Raw genomic sequence first — 18,839 nt, 5'->3', positions numbered from 1 at the left:
CCTGCGCCCCGCTCTCGGCTCACCCCGACAACTCCCCCCGCGAGGATGCGATCAATGCCTTGTGCCCACAGATAAACACAGATATTCTCAGAATTAACCACAGGATGACGTGCCGACGGGGCACTCCCCTCCGATGACGGACCGCCCTGACCAGGAGGTCTCACGATGCCGCTGCTGGCCACTGAGCGCCATGACCGCATCCTCGGACGCCTGCGCCGCGACGGCACCGTCACCGTCGCCCAGATCGCCGAAGACTGCGAGGTCACCGCAGAGACCGTCCGCCGTGACTTCGACCGGCTGGCACGTGACGGCGTACTGCGGCGGGTCCACGGCGGCGCGATCCCCGCCGCCACGAACCCCTCACGCGCCGAAAGCTCCTGGAAGGAACGCCAATCCCGCCGCGCCCCGCAGAAGCGCGCCATCGCCGCGGCCGCCCTGGACTACCTCCCCGCCGCAGAGTCCGCAGGGATCATCCTCGACGCCGGCAGCACCACGGAGATGCTCGCGGATCTGATGCTCGCCGAGGCCTCCGACTCCCACACCCCCCGTTCGCGCTACCTGCTCACCGATGCGGTGCCGATCGCAGGAAAGCTCGCCGACGTCGAGGCCTTCGACGTCGAGACTCTGGGCGGCCGCGTGCGCCGGCTCACCGGAGCCGTCGTTGGTGACGCCGCCGTCGAGACGCTCAGGCGACGCCGCTGCGAGGTTGCCTTCATCGGCACCAATGGCATCGACGCCGACTTCGGGCTCTCCACTCCGGACCCTGCCGAGGCCGCCGTGAAATCAGCGATGATCCGCGCCGCCCGATCGGTGGTCCTGCTCGCCGACTCCTCCAAACTCGACCGGTGTTCGCTAGTCAGCTTCGCCAACCTCCAGGAGGTCTCTGTGCTCATCACCGATGCTGATCCCATGCCCCCGCTGCGCGCGGCTCTGGAGACGGCCGGAGTCACGGTCATCCGGGCGGTGGCGGCATGATCCTCACCCTGACCCCCAACCCCAGCCAGGACAAGACCGTCGAACTGCCCGCCGCCCTGACCCCCGGGGCTGTCCAGCGGGCCACCGGTGCCACTGCCGAACCCGGCGGCAAGGGCGTGAACATCTCCCGTGCCCTGTGTGCGGCGAACAGCGCCAACCTCGCCGTGCTCCCCGGCGATGCCGGGGATCCGGTCCTGACCGGGCTCACCGACGCCGAAGTCACCTACCGGGCGTTGCCGCTTGGCCAGCCGCTCCGCACCAACATCACCATCACCGATCCGCAGGGTGTCACCACCAAGATCAACGAGCCGGGCCCTCAGTTCGACGCCGAGGCGGCAGCGGCTCTGCGCGCGCTCACCGTGGACTGTGCCACCGGTGCCGCCTGGGCCGCGCTGGCCGGTTCGCTGCCTCCGGGCATGCCGCAGGACTTCTACGCCCAGCTCATCGGGGAGCTGCGGCGGCGCCTCGGTGCTGAAGCCCCGAAGATCGCCGTGGATTCCTCCGGCACCGCGTTGGCTGCCGCCGTGACCGCGGCTCCCGAGCTGATCAAACCCAACGCCGAGGAACTGCTGGAGCTGGCCGGAACCCTGAGCGATGAGACCTCCGGCATCGGCGCCGATGCCCTGGAGGAGGACCCTGTCGAGGTGCTGCGCCTCGTCCGCATGGTCCAGGACCACGGAGTACAGACCGCCCTGGTCACCCTCGGCGCATACGGGGCCCTGCTAGTGCCGCCGAAGGGCTCCGCAACGCCGGTGCTCCGGGCCACCGGGCCCGCCGTCGTCGCGCGTTCCACCGTGGGGGCCGGTGATGCCTCGCTGGCCGGGTACCTGCTGGCCGATGCCTCCGGCGCCGGTGCCGAGGAAGCTCTGCGCCGGGCCTCCGCGCAGGGGCGCGCCGCCGCCGCCCTGCCAGGTTCGGTGATGCCCACCCCCGATGACCTCGATCTCACGGCAGTGGTCATCGAGCCATTCAAGGACGAGCCATTCCAGCACGAGCCGTTCGGCGTCAAACCCTCCGAGGAACCGTCCGACGGCCCACAAGACCCCAGCCCCGACTCTCTCGCGAACGAACTGTGAGGACACCATGAGCAGCATGATCACCACCGACCTGGTCAGCCTCGACACCCTGCGCGCTGCTGATAAGCACGACGCGATCCGTGCCCTGGCTGCGATGGTGCAGTCCGCCGGACGCACTGACGACGCCGAGGCACTGGCCGCCGACGCCTGGACCCGCGAGCAGAAGTCCGCGACGGGTATGCCCGGCGGCGTGGCGATCCCACACTGCCGCACCGCATCGGTCCAGGAGCCCACGCTGGCCTTCGCCCGTCTGCCCGAGCCCCTCGATTTCGGTGCCAAGGACGGCCCCGCAGATCTGGCGTTCTTCATCGCCGCCCCCGACGGCGCCGACTCCGACCACCTGAAGATCCTCTCCGCCCTGGCCCGCTCATTGGTCCGCAAAGACTTCGTGGCCTCTCTGCGTGAGGCCGAGGACGCGCAGAGCGTGGTGGACCTGATCGGTTCCGCCGTCGACGGCGCACTGAAGCCCAAGGAGAAGAAGCCCGCAGACGAGCCGGCCCCGGCCGGAGACACGGGAACCGACGCGGGAACCGGTGCGAGTTCCGGCGCCAGCGCAGGTGCTGGTGCTGGTGCCGCTGGGGCCACATCAGCAGCCGCCCAGGAGACGACGGCCGGTCAGAGCCCTGCCGTGCGGCGGCTCGTCGCCGTCACCGCCTGCCCCACCGGCATCGCCCACACCTATATGGCCGCGGACGCCCTCGCCCTCGCCGCCGAGGAGATGGGGGTGGAGATCGAAGTCGAGACCCAGGGCTCCTCCGGCTCGTCAAAGCTGTCTCAGTCCACGGTCAACGCCGCGGAGGCCGTGATCTTCGCCGCCGACGTCGATGTCCGGGACAAGCAGCGTTTCGCCGGCAAACCGGTGATCGCGGTGCCGGTCAAGCGGGGTGTGGACGAGCCGCAGCAGCTCATCGAACGTGCCCTGCGCGCGGCGAAGGACCCGCACGCCAGTGTGGTCACCGCGGAGACCGGTGCCGAGGGCAGTGATGAGGACGACGAGCAGGAGCGCTTCGGCAAGAAGGTCCAGCGTGTGCTGATGACCGGTGTCTCCTACATGATCCCCTTCGTCGCCGCCGGTGGTCTGCTCATCGCGCTGGGCTTCCTGCTCGGCGGGTACAACATCACCGACGTCGCCGATGACATCGCCGCGAACTCCACCCTGTGGAACCTGCCGGCGGAAGCGGACCTTCCGGATCCGTTCCGCGGGTTCGGTGTGCTCGGCGCCTACCTCGGCTCCGTGTTCTTCGTCATCGGCGGAGTCGCCATGGGCTTCCTCGTCCCCGCACTGGCCGGATATATCGCCTACGGCATGGCGGATCGTCCGGGAATCGCCCCGGGCTTCATCGCCGGTTCTGTGGCTGCCGGGATGGATGCCGGGTTCATCGGAGGTATCGTCGGCGGTGTGCTCGCCGGTGCGGTGGCCTACTGGATCAAACAGCTCTCGGTGCCGCGGTGGCTGGCCGGGCTGATGCCTGTGGTCATCATCCCGCTGGTCGCCACCATCATCTCCTCCGGCCTGCTCTACCTGTTCCTCGGCGGACCGATCGCAGCGCTGACCGGTGCCTTGGAGAGCTGGCTGTCCGGAATGACCGGTACTGCCGCGATCCTGCTGGGCATCGTGCTGGGCCTGATGATGTGCGCCGACCTCGGCGGACCGATCAACAAGGTGGCATACTCCTTCGCCGTGGCCGGACTCGGTGCGGGATCGATCGCCGAGAACCCGACGCCGTTCCTGATCATGGCCGCAGTGATGGCCTCGGGCATGGTGCCGCCGCTGGGCCTGGCCCTGGCCACCTTCGTCGACCGCAAACTCTTCACCGTCGCCGAACGGGAGAACGGCAAGACCGCCGTGCTGCTGGGTGCCGCGTTCATCTCTGAGGGCGCGATCCCCTTCGCCGCCGCAGACCCGCTGCGCGTGCTGCCGGCCGCAATGCTCGGCGGTATGACCACCGGGGCGCTGACCATGGCCTTCGACGTCACCTCCCAGGCCCCGCACGGTGGGGCGTTCGTGTTCTTCGCGATCGACTCCTTCGCGCTCTTCGCCCTCTCCGTGGTCATCGGCGCGGTGGTGACGGCCACTGTGGTGGTGCTGCTCAAGCGCTTCACCCGCCGCACCCCGGAGGGCTCGCCGGCGGCCGTTGCCACAGCCTCCGAGCCGCAGGCAGCCGCTGTGGCCTGACTTCCCTCGAATCCCTTCCACCTCGGCGACCCAGCGGTGATAGATTCTGGTCACACTCACGGTCTCCGGGGAATCCGGGATGACCCCTCCGTCGATCCCTGTGCTGAACCTGAGTACCGACACCCCGTGCCGAAGAGGAGCCCTCTGCTATGAGCACCCCCGAGCTGACGACCCAGTACTCCGGCGTCGGCGTCTGCCCCGGACGCGCCGTCGGGCCGGTCCTCTCGATGCCCGAACCTCTATCCACTCCCGCTCAGACCCCCCGTGACCCGGAGGTCAGCGCGGAGCAGGCCGGTGAGACGATCGCGGCAGCGACGGCGGCCGTGGCGTCCTCGCTGAAGGCTCGCGCCGCCGAGGCCGAGGGTGACGCGGCCGGCGTGCTGGAGGCCACCGCGATGATGGCCACGGACTCGATGCTGCTCAAGGGCGCGAAGAAGCATCTGGCCGAGGGGGCGAACACCGAGCGGGCCTTCTGGGACGCGGCCGAGGAGGTCACCGCGATGTTCGCCAAGCTCGGCGGGAAGATGGCCGAGCGGCAGCGCGACGTCCGTGACGTGCGTGATCGGGTCATCGCCGAGCTCCGCGGGGCCACTGCGCCGGGCATCCCCCACAGTGACCAGCCCTTCATACTGCTGGCCGAGGATCTGGCCCCGGCAGACACGGCCACATTGGACCCGGCGCGGGTCCTCGCCCTGGTCACCGCCGAGGGCGGCCCGCAGTCGCATACCGCGATCATCGCCCGCTCTTTGAACCTCCCGGCTGTGGTGGCCGCCCGCGGTGTGCTGGACATCCCTGACGGCACGGAGGTCCACGTCGACGGCGGCGCCGGGCGGGTGGACACGGCGGTGACCGAAGAGCTGCGCGCCGAAGTCGACGCCTATGCCGCACGGCGGGCCCAGATCGCCGCCTTCGACGGCGAGGGTCGCCTGGCCGACGGCACGGCGGTGCCGCTGCGCGCCAATGTGGGCAACGGTGCTGATGCCCGGGCCGCGGCGGAGCAGCTGGCCCAGGGGGTGGGGCTGTTCCGCACGGAGTTCCTGTTCTTCGACCGCGACGCCGAACCCGGGCATGAGGAGCAGGTGGCGGCCTACCGGGAGGTCTTCGAGGCGTTCTCCAGAGGCGGCGCTGAGGAGTCCGCCGCCGGTCAGGTCAACGGCGGTGAGGGCAGTTCCGCGCCGAAGGTGGTGCTGCGCACCCTCGACGCCGGAGCCGATAAGCCCCTGCCTTTCCTCACCGACACCGAGGAACCGAACCCCGCACTCGGTGTGCGCGGCTTCCGCACCAACCGCACCGCCCCGGGGGTGCTGGCCCGGCAGCTGGCCGCCGCCGCGGAGGCTGCCGCGGCAGTGCCCGACGTCGAGGTCTGGGTGATGGCGCCGATGATCTCCACCGCGGATGAGGCCGCGGCCTTCCGGCAGCTGGCCGAAGAGGCCGGGCTCGCCACGCCGGGAGTGATGGTCGAGGTGCCGGCCGCGGCGCTGGCTGCCGACCGGATCACCGCGGAGGTGGACTTCGTCTCCATCGGCACCAATGATCTGACCCAGTACACGATGGCCTCGGACCGGATGCTGGGTTCGCTGGCTGAGCTCAATGACACCTGGCAGCCGGCGGTCCTGGAACTCATCGGCGCCACGTGCCAGCGGTCCGCCGGTCCGGTCGGTGTCTGCGGCGAGGCCGCCGGTGACCCGGTGCTGGCGCCGGTGCTGATCGGGCTGGGGGTGACCTCCCTATCCATGAGCCCGGCCTCGCTGGCTGATGTGGCCGCAGTGCTGCGTTCGCTGACCAAGGAGCAGACCCAGGAGCTGGCCGCAGTGGCGGTGGCTGCACGCTCGGCGGCTGAGGCGCGGGCCGCCGTCGTCGAGCGTCTTGAGGTGCTGGCTGAGCTGGGCCTGGGCTGAGGCGCGGCCCGCTCGGAGGTGTGCGGATGACGCCGGGGCGTCTCGCCCCACCGCTGTGCCGCGAAAGGCCGTAGACTCTACCGCAGAGACGAGCATCCCGACCCCGTCCAGAAGGAGCATCTGTCATGGCAGAGAGGACCGCGACGATCGGCTCGAAGGCTGGGCTGCACGCCCGTCCGGCGGCAGTCTTCGCAGAGGCCGCCGGTGAGCAGCCGGTGGAGGTCAGCATCGCGAAGGCTGACTCTCCGGAGGAGAAGTTCGAGGCTGGAAGCATCCTGGGCCTGATGGGCATCGGCGCCGAATACGGCGAGAAGGTGGTGCTCACCGCTGAGGGCGAGGGTGCCGAGGCCTCGCTGGACAAGCTGGTGGAGATCCTGGAGACCGAACAGGACGACTGACCCCACCCACACACGTTTATCCGGACTGTTTCGGGAATCCGACTGCTATAAGGCACGGATTCCCGAAACAGTCCGGATTTTTGTGCGGTGGAGGGGGTTGGTTCAGCTCCAGAACTCGGTGAGCCTGGCGTCACGGCCGTCCAGCTGCGCCCACGGGCCCCCGACGGCGAAACGCGCCAGCCCCGCCGTGGGGAATGAGCCCGCCATCTGCAGCACCGGCTGCTCCGCCGAATCCACCGAGGCCAGGCGCATGCACAGCTCCTGGACACCCGGCATATGAGCGACGACGAGCAGTGTGCGCACCGTCTCCGGTGTCTCGTTGATCACCGAGAGCATGGTCGAGGGGTCGGCCAGGTACAGCCGCGAATCCAGGTAGGGAGTGGAGGCGTCCTCACCGAGTTCATGGCACACCCAGACCGCCGTCTGCCGGGTCCGCATCGCGTCGGAGCAGAGGATATGGTCAGCGTGAAATCCGCTGGCCGCCAGGGCTCGGCCAACCTCTCGGGCCTGCGCGGCACCGTGCTCAGTCAGTGTGCGGGCGGCGTCGTCGCCGTCGAAGGTGTGCCCGGCCTGGGCATGACGCAGGATGAGCAGTTCAGCGGAATCCGTCATGTTCCCAGGGTATCGGCCGTGCGGAGATGCCCGGCAGATACAGGGCCACGCAGCTCAGCCGGGGCAGATGGAGAACGTGCAGTTCACGTGATGCCGCTCAGATGCTGTATTCGGGCGCAGCCCACACCACGACCTCAGGGTGCTCGTAGAACCGGTACCCCTGCCCACGCACTGTGCGCACCGTATTAGCCAGCCGGCCCAGCTTGGAGCGCAGCCGACGGACGTGGACGTCGATGGTGCGCTCATTGGGCATCTGCTCCGGTTCGGTATTGCGCCAGAGCGTGTGCAGCAGCTCCTCGCGGCCGACGGTCCGGGTGCCGTTCTCCACCAGGTAGTTCAGCAGCTCGAACTCCTTATAGGTGAGGCTCAGCGGCTCTCCGTCGAGCTTGACCTCCCGGCGGGAGAGATCGATCAGCACTCCGACGCTGCTCGGGGCCTGGGGCGCGGCCACCGCGACGGGTTCGGCGGCGCGCTGGGTGACCGTGGGGTCTCCGAGTGCCTGACGCACGACGTCGAGGTCCCCGCCCTCGGCTGCCGCAGAGGCCATCGCCATGGCGATGTGGACCTGCGCGTCGCCGGAGAGCGTCTCGACATAGTCGCGGAGCTCGGAGGCGATCTTGTGCAGGGAGGTTCCGGCGGCGGAGGCGGCGTCCTCGTCGAGACCGACGTAGACCACGAATCCGCGGGCGATGACATCAGGCTGGACCATCTGGGGACCCCCTCCGTGATGAGCCATCACCGGCACGGGGGCGTCGGAGCCGCGTGTGCGGCCGCGGTCCGGGGTGCTGCGTGCACGCCGGGCGAGCTCTGCTCGGCGCGCGGCGTTGCGCACCGAGATATGCACGTACCCGGGGCCACCGGCCTGTTCCTGATGAGCGGACATATCACTCGGTTCTGTTCGACAAGAGGCGTTCGGCTGGGACGTCTCGGGGCCGTCTCAGCGCTGCATCTCCCAGAGTCGCCGTCACATTCGAGATTTGCAAGAAATATTAGAGCCTGCATTCCATATAATGAGACAAACCCCGGGTTTGTGACAAGTTCCACATATCGGGCGTGTATAAGCACAGGCCCCGCGGCGGACTCAGCGGATCACTCCGCCAGTCCGTAGAGGCGGTCACCGGCGTCACCGAGGCCGGGCACGATATAGGAGTTCTCGTCGAGCCCCTCATCGATCGCGCCGAGGAAGAGCTCGACGTCGATGTCACCGATCTCCCGCTCTAAGCGCTCGATACCCTCGGGGGCGGCCAGCAGGCAGATGCAGCTGACCCGTGCGGCATTGCGCTGAGTCAGAAAGCGGATCGATTCGGCCAGAGTGCCTCCGGTGGCGAGCATCGGGTCCAGCACGAAGACGTGACGGCCGGTCAGGTCCTCCGGCAGCCGCTCGGCGTAGGTGATGATGTCCAGGGTCTCCTCGTTGCGCGCCATCCCCAGGAAACCCACTTCAGCGGTGGGGATCATCGCCGTCATACCCTCGAGCATCCCCAGACCGGCCCGCAGAATCGGCACGACCAGCGGCGTGGGGCCCGCAAGCTGGGTGCCCTCGGTCTCAGTGACCGGTGTGGATATCCGCACCCGCTCAGTGGCGATCGTCGCACTGGCTTCGTAGGAGAGCAGCGTGACCAGCTCGCCGGTGAGCTGGCGGAAGTGATTCGAGCTCGTCTCCACCCGGCGCAGCTGGGTGAGCTTATGAGCGATCAATGGGTGTTCGACGACCTGTACGCGCATGGCTCCAAAGTACCAGCAGCGAGAGGGCCGCTAGGCTGGGCGGTGATGGACCGCTCCCCCGATCCCACCTGGGATGATCGCACCTGGGATGACCACGCCTGGGATCCCCGCGACGACGGCGTCCAGCGCCGCCTCATCAGCCGGTGCATGGAGCTGGCCGAGCAGGCCGCCGAGGCCGGCGATGTTCCCGTCGGCGCGCTCATCCTCGGCCCGGACGGTGCTGTCCTGGCCGAGGGCTTCAACACTCGGGAGGCTGAGGCCGACCCGGCCGGCCACGCGGAGATCATCGCCCTGCAGCGGGCAGCCCGCGCCACCGGCTCCTGGAGGATGGAGGACTGCACGCTGGCTGTCACCCTCGAGCCCTGCCCGATGTGCGCCGGAGCCATCGTGCAGACGCGGGTGCGCACGGTGATCTTCGGCGCCTGGGATGAGAAGGCCGGGGCGGCGGGCTCGGTGTTCGACGTGCTGCGCGAGCCGCGGCTCAACCACTGGGTGGAGGTGCACCCGGGCGTGCTCGCCGCGGAGTGCGCGGCCCAGTTGGGTGAGTATTTCGCGGGCCACCGCCATTGAACGCTTCTGCGTCTTCCGGTATTCACCTGCCCGTGAGAGTCTGACGGTGGACCGACGACGCTCCCGGACCATAAGGAGATCACGATGATGAAGGCGCTGCAGTACGTAGAGGTCGGCAAGGCCCCTGAGGTGCGTGAGGTACCGATCCCTGAGCCCGGCCCGGGAGAGGTTCGCCTGCGCGTCACCGCGGCGGGAGCCTGCCACTCCGATTCCTTCGTGATGAGCCTGACCGAGGAGCAGTACGGCCAGTTCGGGTACCCGCTGCCGATGACGCTGGGCCATGAAGGCGTCGGCGTCGTCGATGCTCTCGGCGCCGGGGTGACCACCGTGGCCGAAGGCGACGCCGTGGCCGTCTATGGACCCCAGGGCTGCGGCCGGTGCTACTCCTGCACCCAGGGCCGCGAGAACTACTGCCCGCACGCCGCCTCGTTAGGCATCACCCCTCCAGGACTGGGCTGCGACGGCGCGATGGCTGAGTACATGGTGGTGCGTGACCCGCGGGTGCTCATCCCGCTGGGCGAGCTGGACCCTGTGGCCGCCGTCGGGCTCACCGATGCCGGGCTCACGCCCTACCACGCGGTCAAGGGGTCTCTGGGCCGGTTGGGCCCGGGCAGCGTGGTCGTCGTCATCGGTGTGGGCGGCCTGGGGCATGTGGCGCTGCAGCTGCTGCGCGCGCTGACCCCGGCCACTGTGATCGCGCTGGATATCTCTGATGAGAAGCTCGCATTCGCCAAGGAGAGCGGGGCGCACTATGCCTTCCGTTCGGATGCGCAGGCCCCCGAGCAGGTGGCGCAGATCGCCGGCTCCCGTCCGTTGGCGGCGATCTTCGACTTCGTCTCGAATCAGCCGGTGGCGGATATGGCCTGGTCGATGGCCGGGTTCGAGACCGATGTGGTGATGGTCGGTGCCGGTGCGGTGAAGAGCAGCCTAGGTCTGCTGGCTCAGCCGTGGGGTTCGCGTGCTCGCGCACCGTACTGGGGCACTCGCCCGGAACTGATGGAGGTGCTGGATCTGGCCCGCACGGGGCAGGTCCACGTGGACACCACCGTATTCAGCCTCGACGACGGTCCGGAGGCCTACCGTCAGCTGCACGACGGCGAGCTGCGCGGCCGCGCCGTCGTCGTCCCCTGACCGGTTCCGCGAAGCAGGGCCCCGGGCTTGCCACCGGAGCATCCCGGTGACTCCTTGCTACAGTGACGGCGTGCTCTCCGATGACCTGACCCGCGCTGAGTCCCAGATCACCCGCCACCCTGACTACCCTGAGCCCGGTGTGGTGTTCCGCGATATCACCCCGCTGCTGGCCGACGGCACCTCCCTGCGTGCCGTGACGGATGCGATGTATCGGCCGTTCGCCGGCGGCTTCGACATCGTGGCGGGCGTGGAAGCGCGCGGCTTTCTGCTGGCCGGGACGATCGCCTCGCTGGCAGGCACCGGCGTGCTGCCCATCCGCAAGGCGGGGAAGCTCCCGGATCCGGCGGCATCCATCGAATACACGCTGGAGTACGGATCGGCACGCATCGAGGCGCCGGGGGTGCTGTTCCCGGGTGCGCGGGTGTTGGTCGTCGATGACATTCTCGCCACCGGTGGCACGTTGGCGGCGTCGCAGCAGCTGGTCCGTGAGCTCGGCGGTGAGCTGGTCGGCACCACGGTGATCCTGGAACTCGACGGGCTCGGCGGCCGTGAGACCGTGGGGGATCACGTGCATTCGGTCTTCACCGCAGCACTCTCGTGAGGCCTCAGCCGGCGGGGTTCGTCCGTCCGGCAGAGGTTGACGATCACTCGATGGTGTGCGCCGTGGAGCGGGCGGCGGCGGAGATGTTCTTGGCCTATGATCTGGTGCGCATCACCGAGGATGAGCCGGTCGATGCGGCCTCGTTCCGGGCGCATGTGGAGGCGGGGACGGCCTATGTGTGGGAGTCCGACGGCGACGTCGTGGGCTACCTCCTGCTCGAGGTGAAGGATGATGCGGCGCATATCGAGCAGGTGACCGTGCATCCGCGGGCGGCAGGACAGCGGATCGGGGCCGCACTTATCGACTGCTCAGAAGCTTGGGCTCATGAGCATGGGCTGCGAGCGCTGACGCTGACGACGTTCTCCGAGATTCCCTGGAACGGGCCCTATTACCGACGGTTAGGGTTCGCAGAGGTGGCCCCGGACGAGCAGGGACCGGAACTCGCCGCACAGGTGAAGTACGAGGCCTCACTGGGGCTCACGGCTCGTCCGCGTATCGCAATGCGCCGGGCAGTGAGCCGAGCCGTCGACGACCTTCCCTGAGAACGCGGCGATCATCCGCATATCCGTACCGACAGGAAACGCCTCCGAACCGGGGCTCGGAGGCGTTCCTTCAGGTCCCGATACAGGACAACGGCGGTGACGGTGGGATCGCGCATCACAGTCAGGGCATTATTCGACAGAGTGCGGTCGGCATTGAACGGCTCGCGGCGCTGATCAGTACCCGCAATGCGGGCGCGAACTCCCCGGTCCTTACGCGGATCACAGAGTCGGCCAGCCTCGATACCGAGAACAGACCGAGCCATCACCTCCGCGTCGATCTCATCCCTTGTCTCCCCGTCATCACCGTTTACGTGCTGACGTCGGCAACGATTCGACGCCCCGACAGTCAGCTGCCTGACGCACTCCGGAGAGCCGTGCGTCAGAGGAGCCGATGGCCTCAATCGTGATGAGCACATTCAAGAACCCCGTTGGTGTGTCAACTCACCGACGCCGCCTCGCCGGATCCCCCAAAGGTGTCGTCAGAAAACTACCAAGTGAATAACCAGCACCAACACAGCCAGCGCCAGGCCCGTCAGTGAAGCGTCCTGGGCTTCGTTCCGCTTCGAGGAGCAACGGCTGCGCGAGAATCGATTCAACCCCTTCGATGGATCAGGACCAGTGCGACACCCCTGGGGTCCAGGGCATATCGCGCGCTCACTCCTATGGCCGGAGCTGTCGCAGCGGCAGTTTCAGTCGCACGGGGTGTCACGCGTCGATGTTCTGGGCACAAAGCCCGTGCGCCACAGCGAACTGAGTCTGGTTCAGGTACGAATGCCGCGCCCCGTAGTGCGGCGTTCTTGCCCGGCTGGCCGCAAGGATTGCCACAAGGTCAAGAGCCCCGCTCCTCCAGTTCGCGAATCACCGACAACAGGACGAGCTGGCCGTAGCCATCCCTTGGGTGACGTGGTCACCTAGGCTCAAGGGCATGCAGATGACTGTTCTAGGCGCCAGGGACTACCGCACGGTCAGGTGAAGGTCTCACCTATCCGTGCATCGGTGCTGGCCCCTCAAGAACTGCGGGTCTGTGCCTACAGCGCCGCTGGAGCCACTGAATGGACGACATTAGTCCTTCTCCTTGACCAGGCTACCGAAGTCGACGCCAGGAGCCTACTGTTTGCCAATGAAGTACTCGTCACCAGCGACACTCACGCCAGCAGCGAATCGAGACGGACGGAAATCTGCCAGAAGGGCATCGTGGGAGCCACCTTCGATTTCGTCGACAGCTAACCTTCCAAATAGGGGTCCGAGAGTCATGCCACTGTGGGTGACTGTGCAGTAAACATGCTGTTCATCATCAAGATGTCCGATAATGGATAGGCCGTCTTTGGGGAAGCTCCGACCGCTGAGGATGACCTCATCGACGGAAACCGGCCGACCGAACAGCTCCGCCAATTCCTGCTCCATAGTGTCAGTCACTTCAGCAATGACTTCGGGAGACGCGCCTTCTTCTGCACGGTTTTCCACATGGGGCACTTGCACCCACATGCGTCCGTCGTGACGGGGTCGCACATTGATGCGGTCCGAGACGACGATATGCCTGAGCCCCAGGTCCGTCGGCTCGCTCAGCCCCAGGAAACTGTGCGTTCGCGCGCTGGGCCGAGTCAGGTCAGCCATTGGCACCGTGTAATCCGAGTCCTGAGCAAGTCGCATCGAATCGGCCCCTGCGGCCAAAAGGACCCGATCGAAGGTTTCCCACCCATCGTCCGTGCGGATCGTCGCTCCAGTGCCAGTACTCGCAAATTCCAGTACCTCACGTCGCATGATCGGCACTCCTGCACGCCGCAGAGCCGTGACCAGCTGCTCGTTCAAGATGTCGGTATCGACGTAGCCCTCATCTGGGTAGAACAACCCCGTGGCCACCGAGTCAGGCCAATCGACAGCGGGCTCCATGACCGCGAGCCGCGCACGGTTCACCTGCTCCACGGAATAGTCGTACTTCTCAGCGTCGTTCAGTCGCGCTTCGACAGTCCGCGCACCGTCCGAGGAAAAGTCCACCAGGATGTTCCCACACAGATTCAACCACTGCGCCTCGGAGGGGAGCTCTCGCTCGAATCGGCGATGTTCTGCTACCCCAAGGGCGTTGAGTTTCTGGTAAGAGGCCGGGAGCTTGTTGTTCGCATTGATCCACGCGAACGAGCGGTGGCTTGCCCCGGCGAATGGGGAGTCTTTGTCGAGGACGGCAACTTCGTGACCACGTTGAGAAGCTTCCCAAGCCGCAGTCAACCCTAGAACTCCCGCGCCGATCACACCGATTCGCATCACACGCACTCCCTTCGACTCAACCATGTCACCTCGCGAGCAACGAAAGCCCCGCCTGTCTAGAACACACTTCGTTGAACGTTATGACCTTTACTATTGCATCATAACCTTCATAGTGACTAGCATCACAGCATGAAGCGACCTAAGCACACCCTCATCCGTGACTGGGTAGTCGAACGGATTCGTAGCGGCGACTTCGTTGAAGGTCAACGCATCCCCACAGAGAAACAGCTCATGGAACGGTTCGGCGTCAGTCGGGCTCCGGTACAGCAGGCGATGCGCACCCTCGAGCAAGCCGGCGTGGTCGTGCGTCGAGGCGGCGCAGGGACATTCATCTCCTCTGCCAGAATTCACTCTCCGCTCATGGACTTTCTGCGCCTGGACCGGGACCAGCCCGAAGAACACGGAGACCACAAGGTTCTCCGAACCCGCGTGTGCTCAGCATCGTCGATCCCCTGGGTAACCCCGATCTTCCCTGGCGATACCCCGATCGCCCTCCTCACGCGCGTTAAGGTCCACACCTCGGGCCGTCCCATCGTGCTCGAACGGGCCGCGATTGACCTGACCATAGTCCCCGAGGTTCTGGAGCAGGACCTGGCCGCTATGGCAACGATTCCTTACTACAACTCCCTGGGCATGAAGCTTCAGAGAGCTCACACCCAACTCACCGCAGAGATTCTGCCCTCCGAGGACGCGGCTGTCCTCGAGCTTGACCCTGCGATACCAGTCATCCGGCAATTCCGGACTCTCTACACATCCTTCGACCGTCCGCTCGAAGCACTCCAGATGGATATCCACCCCCAGCACTTGACCTTGGAGGTAAACGAAATTGCACGCTGACACTAGCGGCCTGAACAGGAAACCGAACCTGTCACCAGTTCCTGCATCAGCCCCCATTCCCGACGGCGGGGGCTGGCGCTACGTCGGCAAGCAGCAAGGCGACCGGAACCGGGAAGCGACGGCGAAGCGCACGGGCAAGCGTCGAGGCTACGAACCGAATCTCGGCACCAGCTACGTTCACACGGTCATCGATGACAACTCCCGCGTCTCCTACCCCGAGATTCACGCGGACGAGAACGCTGTCACCGCGATCGGAGTGCTTGAGCGCGCTGTCGCCTGGTTCTCGGAGCACGGCGGACCGTCGAACGGGTGCTGTCCGACAATGGTTCTGCTTACAAGTCCTTCGCCTGGCGTGATGCCTGCGCGAGGCTCGGCATCACGCACAAACGGACGCGACCGTATCGGCCGCAGACGAACGGGAAGATCGAGCGTTTCCACCGCACCCTCGCGGACGGTTGGGCTTACGCCCGGTTCTATGAGTCCGAGGGCACGCGGCGCGACGCGCTACCGGGCTGGCTGCACTTCTACAATCATCACCGGCACCACTCCGCGATCGGCGGCGCGCCCATCAACAGACTCAACAACGTCCCCGGACATCACACCTAGCTCTGGGCCTCGCCGAGGCGCGCTTCGGGCGTGAGCTCGGCGCGGAGACCGCCGCCGGTCGCAGCCCGGGCAAGAGCGCGACCCAGCGCAGGTGCCTGCTTGAACAAATTGTGACCGGCCACAAAAAGGACAGAGCCTGCCTCCCACACGGCCACGCTGTCCTCACTCCACGGGAGGTCGGTCACCCAGCAGTGAAGGAAGTCGCGCGGCTCTGGGTGGAGACCGGGCAGCGCCCGTGTCACATATTCGCGTGCGCGTTCGTCCAGCGATCGAATCGCCGCCGGGTCGATGAAAGTTCCGTCGTCGCGGACGCCGACGGTGTCGCTGAGTCCGACCGAATAGCTGCTGTTGCCCGGTAGCGGCGTCGCGTAGACGCCGACTTCGCCGAAAACGCCGCTGCTGTCCTGCAGGCACGCGACTCGTTCCGGGGCGGCGGCTTTCACGTCGAAGGTCAGCCTGACGTGTGCGGCAAGGCGAACCGGCAGCGACAGGCCGACGCTGCGAGCCAGGCGGGCGGTTTCGCGGCCGGCGCACACGACCACCCTGGAGTAGACAGCCCGGTCGGTGACGCTGCGCACCTCGACCGTCCCGTCGGCGCGGGGATCGATGGAGATGACCTCACCGGTGGTGACCGCATCTGCGAGGGCGCCCGTGAGTGCCGTGATCGCGGCTCGGGTGCGGATCGCGCCGCCCGACTCGTCGAGCACCGCTGGACCCGAGTACCCAGCGAGCAGCGGCATCCGCTGGGCGACCTCGGCCGCGTCGATCTCGTGCGCTTCCACGCCGCCGACCTGGTCGAGCACCCGCAGCCGCGCCAGGGCGCTGTCCCCGATCGCCAGGACACCGTCTGATGAGACCAGCTCGACGTCGAAGTGTTCGGCCCACTCATCCCATACGCCGCGGCTTTCGCGCGCGAAAGCGACGAGTCGCGGGTCGTCGTGGGCATGCCGGAAGATCCGCGCCTCGCCTGCGGACTGACCCGTCCCGGGCAGACCTGCCTCGTACAAGCGCACCGGCACGCCCTGCTCTCGTAGCGCGTACGCCGTCGACAGACCGACGATCCCGCCCCCGATCACTGCTACCTCGGGTGAACGCGTCGTGGCAACGCCGTCGTCAGTTCCTGTCATCGCGGTTCCCCGATCTGTTGGTGATTAGCGATAGGCCGCAAGAGAAGGGGCCGCTGCCACGACGTCAGCGGGCTGCGTAAGCCCGAAGTCACCGCGCGCAGCGACCCCTCCTTTCTCTGGGCCAGTACTCCCGGTCTGTGGTGTCAGGCGGGGAGTTTGGAGCCCAGGACGTCCAATTTCTCGATCGTAGGCTCGCTGAACAGTTTGCCCGTCTGCTCGCCGAGAGCGGCAGCGACTGCGCCGGACAGGTGCGCGTCGCGGCCGGCATCATCGGGGAACACGTCGAAGATCCCGAATGAGGACGGGCCGAGACGGATCGCGAACCACGCGGTGGTCGCCGGCTCTTCCTCAACAAGCGCACGGCCGCTGTCAAGGAACTCCTTCACGTCGTCCTCCTTGCCGGGCAACGCGTCAAACCTGACCAGCAATCCCTTGGTCACACTCATGATGTCTCCTCTTCCTTTGTTGTGGTGCCCGCGAGTTGGGACACGATCGCCTCGGAAAACGCCGGCAGGTCCTCCGGCGAGCGGCTGGTGATGAGATTCTTGTCGACCACGACCTCCTGGTCGACGACATTCGCGCCGGCATTGCGCAGATCCGTGCGGATGCTCGGGAAGGACGTCAGGGTGCGACCGGTGGCCACGCCGGCCTCGATCAACGTCCAAGGCCCGTGACAGATCGCCGCCACGGGCTTGCCACTCTCGACGAAGTCGCGGACGAAGGAAACGGCGTCCTTGTCGACCCGGAGCTGGTCGGGGTTCACCGTGCCGCCGGGAAGCAGCAGGGCGTCGTAGTCGCCCACCGAGGCGTCGGCGACCAACCCGTCGACGGTGAACGTGCCCGCTTCATCCAGGTCGTTCTTACGGGCCTTGATCTCGCCGTCGTGGATCGAGAGGACCTCGGTCTGAGCGCCTGCCCGTTCCAGTGCTTCGCGGGGTTGCTCGAGCTCGACGCGTTCGACTCCGTCCGCGGCGAGGATCGCGACTTTCCTGCCCTGCAGATCTGCTGCCATTTCAGTTTTCCTTCTTTCCGTTTGACATGCCGGGCTTGATGAGGACCTTGGTCCAACCCTTGGACCTGGCGTCGAAGTTCTTGTAGGCGTCGGCGGCTTCGTCCAACGAGATTTCGTGGGAGACGATCCAGGAAGGGGTCGCCTTGCCGGCCGCGATCAAGTCTCGCAGCTGGCGGTTGTACCGCTTGACCGGGGCTTGACCGTTGCCCATGGTCTGCCCCTTGAACCAATGTGTGCCGAAGTCGATGACTGCCTTGCCCTGCTTGGCCAATTCGCTCTTGGCCCCCGGGTCCTGGGGGACGAACACGCCAACGGTGCCGATTCCTCCGGTGAAGCGCACCGCGTTGATGAGCATGTTCAGCGTGGCGGCGGTGTCCTCGTTGCCCTGGGGATCGTGGGCCTGGTAGCCCACGCATTCGCAACCACGGTCAGCTCCGAACCCCATCGTCTCGTCCAGCACAGCCTGCACGGGGTCGACCTTGGAGTCGTCGATGGCAATCGCACCGATCTGCTCGGCCAGCGCGAGCCGGTCAGGGTGGCGATCGACCACCATCACCTTTGCTGCGCCCTTGATCATCGCGGACAGGGCGGCCATCAATCCGACCGGACCCGCCCCAGCGATCACAACGCTGTCGCCGGGTATCACGCCGGCCATCTCGGTGGCGTGGTAGCCGGTGGGGAAGATGTCAGAGAGCATGACGTAATCGTTCTCCCGCTCCTCCGCATCCTCGCCCAGGCGCAGCGCGTTGTGGTCACCGAAAGGCACGCGGAGCAGCTCCGCTTGGCCACCGCCATAGGGACCCATGTCGGCGAACCCATAGGCCGCTCCGGCGAATGATGGTTCGGGCTGGGTGGTGAGACAGTAGTTGGTCAGGCCGCGTTCGCAGTTCTTACAGAATCCGCACGAGATGTTGAACGGGAGCACAACCCGGTCTCCGACCCTGACCTTCTCCACGCCACTACCGACTTCGATGACCTCCCCCATGTTCTCGTGACCGAACGTCCGGCCTACTTCGAAGGAGGTCCGCCCCTCGTACATGTGGAGGTCCGAGCCGCAGATGTTCGTCGTCGTTACCCTGACCAGGACATCGGTGGGTCGCTCGATCTTCGCGTCCGGGACGTCCTTCGTGCTGACCTGACGGGGTCCCTCGTACACCACTGCTTTCATGTCTACTCCGATCCGATTGTGTTGCTCGATGTCTTTCTGGCAAGGCCTCTCCGACGCCGACCCCATCGCTAGTGGCGTGTCTCGTAAATAGTTAGGCCGTCCAGGGGTAGAATGGAGTATGTC

18 protein-coding genes and 1 pseudogene are annotated in these 18,839 nt (G+C 66.7%); 11 read left to right on the top strand and 8 right to left on the bottom strand.

The annotated features are described in order from the left end of the window. Nucleotides 1-165: 165 nt before the first annotated feature. From RIL96_RS04100 to RIL96_RS04080, 5 genes are all read left to right on the top strand, one after another. Nucleotides 166-975: a DeoR/GlpR family DNA-binding transcription regulator gene (locus RIL96_RS04100; protein WP_310547739.1), complete on the top strand. Its 810-nt coding sequence runs from the start codon at nt 166-168 to the stop codon at nt 973-975. Further along, nucleotides 972-2,051 carry a 1-phosphofructokinase family hexose kinase gene (locus RIL96_RS04095; protein WP_310547738.1) on the top strand — a complete coding sequence of 360 codons (1,080 nt, stop codon included), beginning with the start codon at nt 972-974 and terminating at the stop codon, nt 2,049-2,051. Before RIL96_RS04100 ends, RIL96_RS04095 begins: the two co-directional genes overlap by 4 nt. A 7-nt stretch (nt 2,052-2,058) precedes the next feature. After that, nucleotides 2,059-4,227 carry a PTS fructose transporter subunit IIABC gene (locus RIL96_RS04090; RefSeq protein ID WP_310547737.1) on the top strand — a complete coding sequence of 723 codons (2,169 nt, stop codon included), beginning with the start codon at nt 2,059-2,061 and terminating at the stop codon, nt 4,225-4,227. 149 nt (nt 4,228-4,376) lie between these two features. Beyond that, nucleotides 4,377-6,125 (top strand): phosphoenolpyruvate--protein phosphotransferase, encoded by a 1,749-nt coding sequence (gene ptsP, locus RIL96_RS04085; protein WP_310547736.1) that lies wholly within the window; start codon nt 4,377-4,379, stop codon nt 6,123-6,125. 125 nt (nt 6,126-6,250) lie between these two features. Then, the gene (locus RIL96_RS04080; protein WP_310547735.1) at nt 6,251-6,523 is read left to right on the top strand and encodes an HPr family phosphocarrier protein; all 273 of its coding nucleotides are present in this window, start codon (nt 6,251-6,253) and stop codon (nt 6,521-6,523) included. 102 nt (nt 6,524-6,625) lie between these two features. On the opposite strand, the gene RIL96_RS04075 is transcribed toward RIL96_RS04080, so the two are convergent. The 3 genes from RIL96_RS04075 to upp all read right to left on the bottom strand — a co-directional run bounded on the left by RIL96_RS04075 (nt 6,626) and on the right by upp (nt 8,860). After that, nucleotides 6,626-7,135 (bottom strand): SixA phosphatase family protein, encoded by a 510-nt coding sequence (locus RIL96_RS04075; protein ID WP_310547734.1) that lies wholly within the window; start codon nt 7,133-7,135, stop codon nt 6,626-6,628. A 97-nt stretch (nt 7,136-7,232) separates the two neighbouring features. Further along, nucleotides 7,233-8,018, bottom strand: coding sequence for a winged helix-turn-helix domain-containing protein (locus tag RIL96_RS04070; protein ID WP_310547733.1), 786 nt, complete (start codon nt 8,016-8,018; stop codon nt 7,233-7,235). Between the two features lie 206 nt (nt 8,019-8,224). Further along, nucleotides 8,225-8,860, bottom strand: a complete 636-nt coding sequence (upp, locus tag RIL96_RS04065; protein WP_310547732.1) for a uracil phosphoribosyltransferase — start codon at nt 8,858-8,860, stop codon at nt 8,225-8,227. A 45-nt stretch (nt 8,861-8,905) separates the two neighbouring features. On the opposite strand from upp, the gene tadA reads away from it, so the two are divergent. From tadA to RIL96_RS04045, 4 genes are all read left to right on the top strand, one after another. Further along, nucleotides 8,906-9,430 carry a tRNA adenosine(34) deaminase TadA gene (tadA, locus tag RIL96_RS04060; protein WP_310547731.1) on the top strand — a complete coding sequence of 175 codons (525 nt, stop codon included), beginning with the start codon at nt 8,906-8,908 and terminating at the stop codon, nt 9,428-9,430. Nucleotides 9,431-9,514: 84 nt separating this feature from the next. Next, on the top strand, nt 9,515-10,561 hold the full coding sequence (locus RIL96_RS04055) for an NAD(P)-dependent alcohol dehydrogenase (protein ID WP_310547730.1): 1,047 nt from the start codon (nt 9,515-9,517) through the stop codon (nt 10,559-10,561). Between the two features lie 70 nt (nt 10,562-10,631). Next, nucleotides 10,632-11,162, top strand: coding sequence for an adenine phosphoribosyltransferase (locus RIL96_RS04050; RefSeq protein ID WP_310547729.1), 531 nt, complete (start codon nt 10,632-10,634; stop codon nt 11,160-11,162). A gap of 50 nt (nt 11,163-11,212) precedes the next feature. Further along, nucleotides 11,213-11,704, top strand: a complete 492-nt coding sequence (locus RIL96_RS04045) for a GNAT family N-acetyltransferase (protein ID WP_310547728.1) — start codon at nt 11,213-11,215, stop codon at nt 11,702-11,704. Nucleotides 11,705-12,811: 1,107 nt separating this feature from the next. Here RIL96_RS04045 and RIL96_RS04040 read toward each other — a convergent pair. Beyond that, nucleotides 12,812-13,990 carry an NAD(P)/FAD-dependent oxidoreductase gene (locus tag RIL96_RS04040; protein WP_310547727.1) on the bottom strand — a complete coding sequence of 393 codons (1,179 nt, stop codon included), beginning with the start codon at nt 13,988-13,990 and terminating at the stop codon, nt 12,812-12,814. A 105-nt stretch (nt 13,991-14,095) separates the two neighbouring features. Between RIL96_RS04040 and RIL96_RS04035 the strand changes: the two genes are divergently transcribed. Both RIL96_RS04035 and RIL96_RS04030 read left to right on the top strand, forming a co-directional pair. Then, on the top strand, nt 14,096-14,803 hold the full coding sequence (locus RIL96_RS04035; RefSeq protein ID WP_310547726.1) for a GntR family transcriptional regulator: 708 nt from the start codon (nt 14,096-14,098) through the stop codon (nt 14,801-14,803). 55 nt (nt 14,804-14,858) lie between these two features. Further along, nucleotides 14,859-15,409, top strand: a pseudogene (locus RIL96_RS04030) (DDE-type integrase/transposase/recombinase); the annotation flags it as partial. Here the strand turns inward: RIL96_RS04030 and RIL96_RS04025 are convergent. From RIL96_RS04025 to RIL96_RS04010, 4 genes are all read right to left on the bottom strand, one after another. After that, nucleotides 15,406-16,536 carry an NAD(P)/FAD-dependent oxidoreductase gene (locus tag RIL96_RS04025; protein WP_310547725.1) on the bottom strand — a complete coding sequence of 377 codons (1,131 nt, stop codon included), beginning with the start codon at nt 16,534-16,536 and terminating at the stop codon, nt 15,406-15,408. The pseudogene RIL96_RS04030 and the gene RIL96_RS04025 overlap by 4 nt on opposite strands. Nucleotides 16,537-16,679: 143 nt before the next feature. Then, nucleotides 16,680-16,982 (bottom strand): putative quinol monooxygenase, encoded by a 303-nt coding sequence (locus tag RIL96_RS04020; protein WP_260073655.1) that lies wholly within the window; start codon nt 16,980-16,982, stop codon nt 16,680-16,682. Beyond that, a complete protein-coding gene (locus RIL96_RS04015) occupies nt 16,979-17,548 on the bottom strand; it encodes a type 1 glutamine amidotransferase domain-containing protein (protein WP_310547724.1) in 570 nt (189 codons plus the stop codon). The genes RIL96_RS04020 and RIL96_RS04015 overlap by 4 nt, the downstream gene beginning before the upstream one ends. A gap of 1 nt (nt 17,549) precedes the next feature. Beyond that, nucleotides 17,550-18,716: a glutathione-independent formaldehyde dehydrogenase gene (locus RIL96_RS04010; protein WP_310547723.1), complete on the bottom strand. Its 1,167-nt coding sequence runs from the start codon at nt 18,714-18,716 to the stop codon at nt 17,550-17,552. Nucleotides 18,717-18,839 lie beyond the last annotated feature (123 nt).

The organism is Nesterenkonia aerolata (genome assembly GCF_031470965.1).
GTDB lineage: Bacteria > Actinomycetota > Actinomycetes > Actinomycetales > Micrococcaceae > Nesterenkonia > Nesterenkonia aerolata.
The sequence above is the reverse complement of the archived record's forward strand: the minus strand, read 5'-3'. Positions and strand labels throughout refer to the sequence as shown.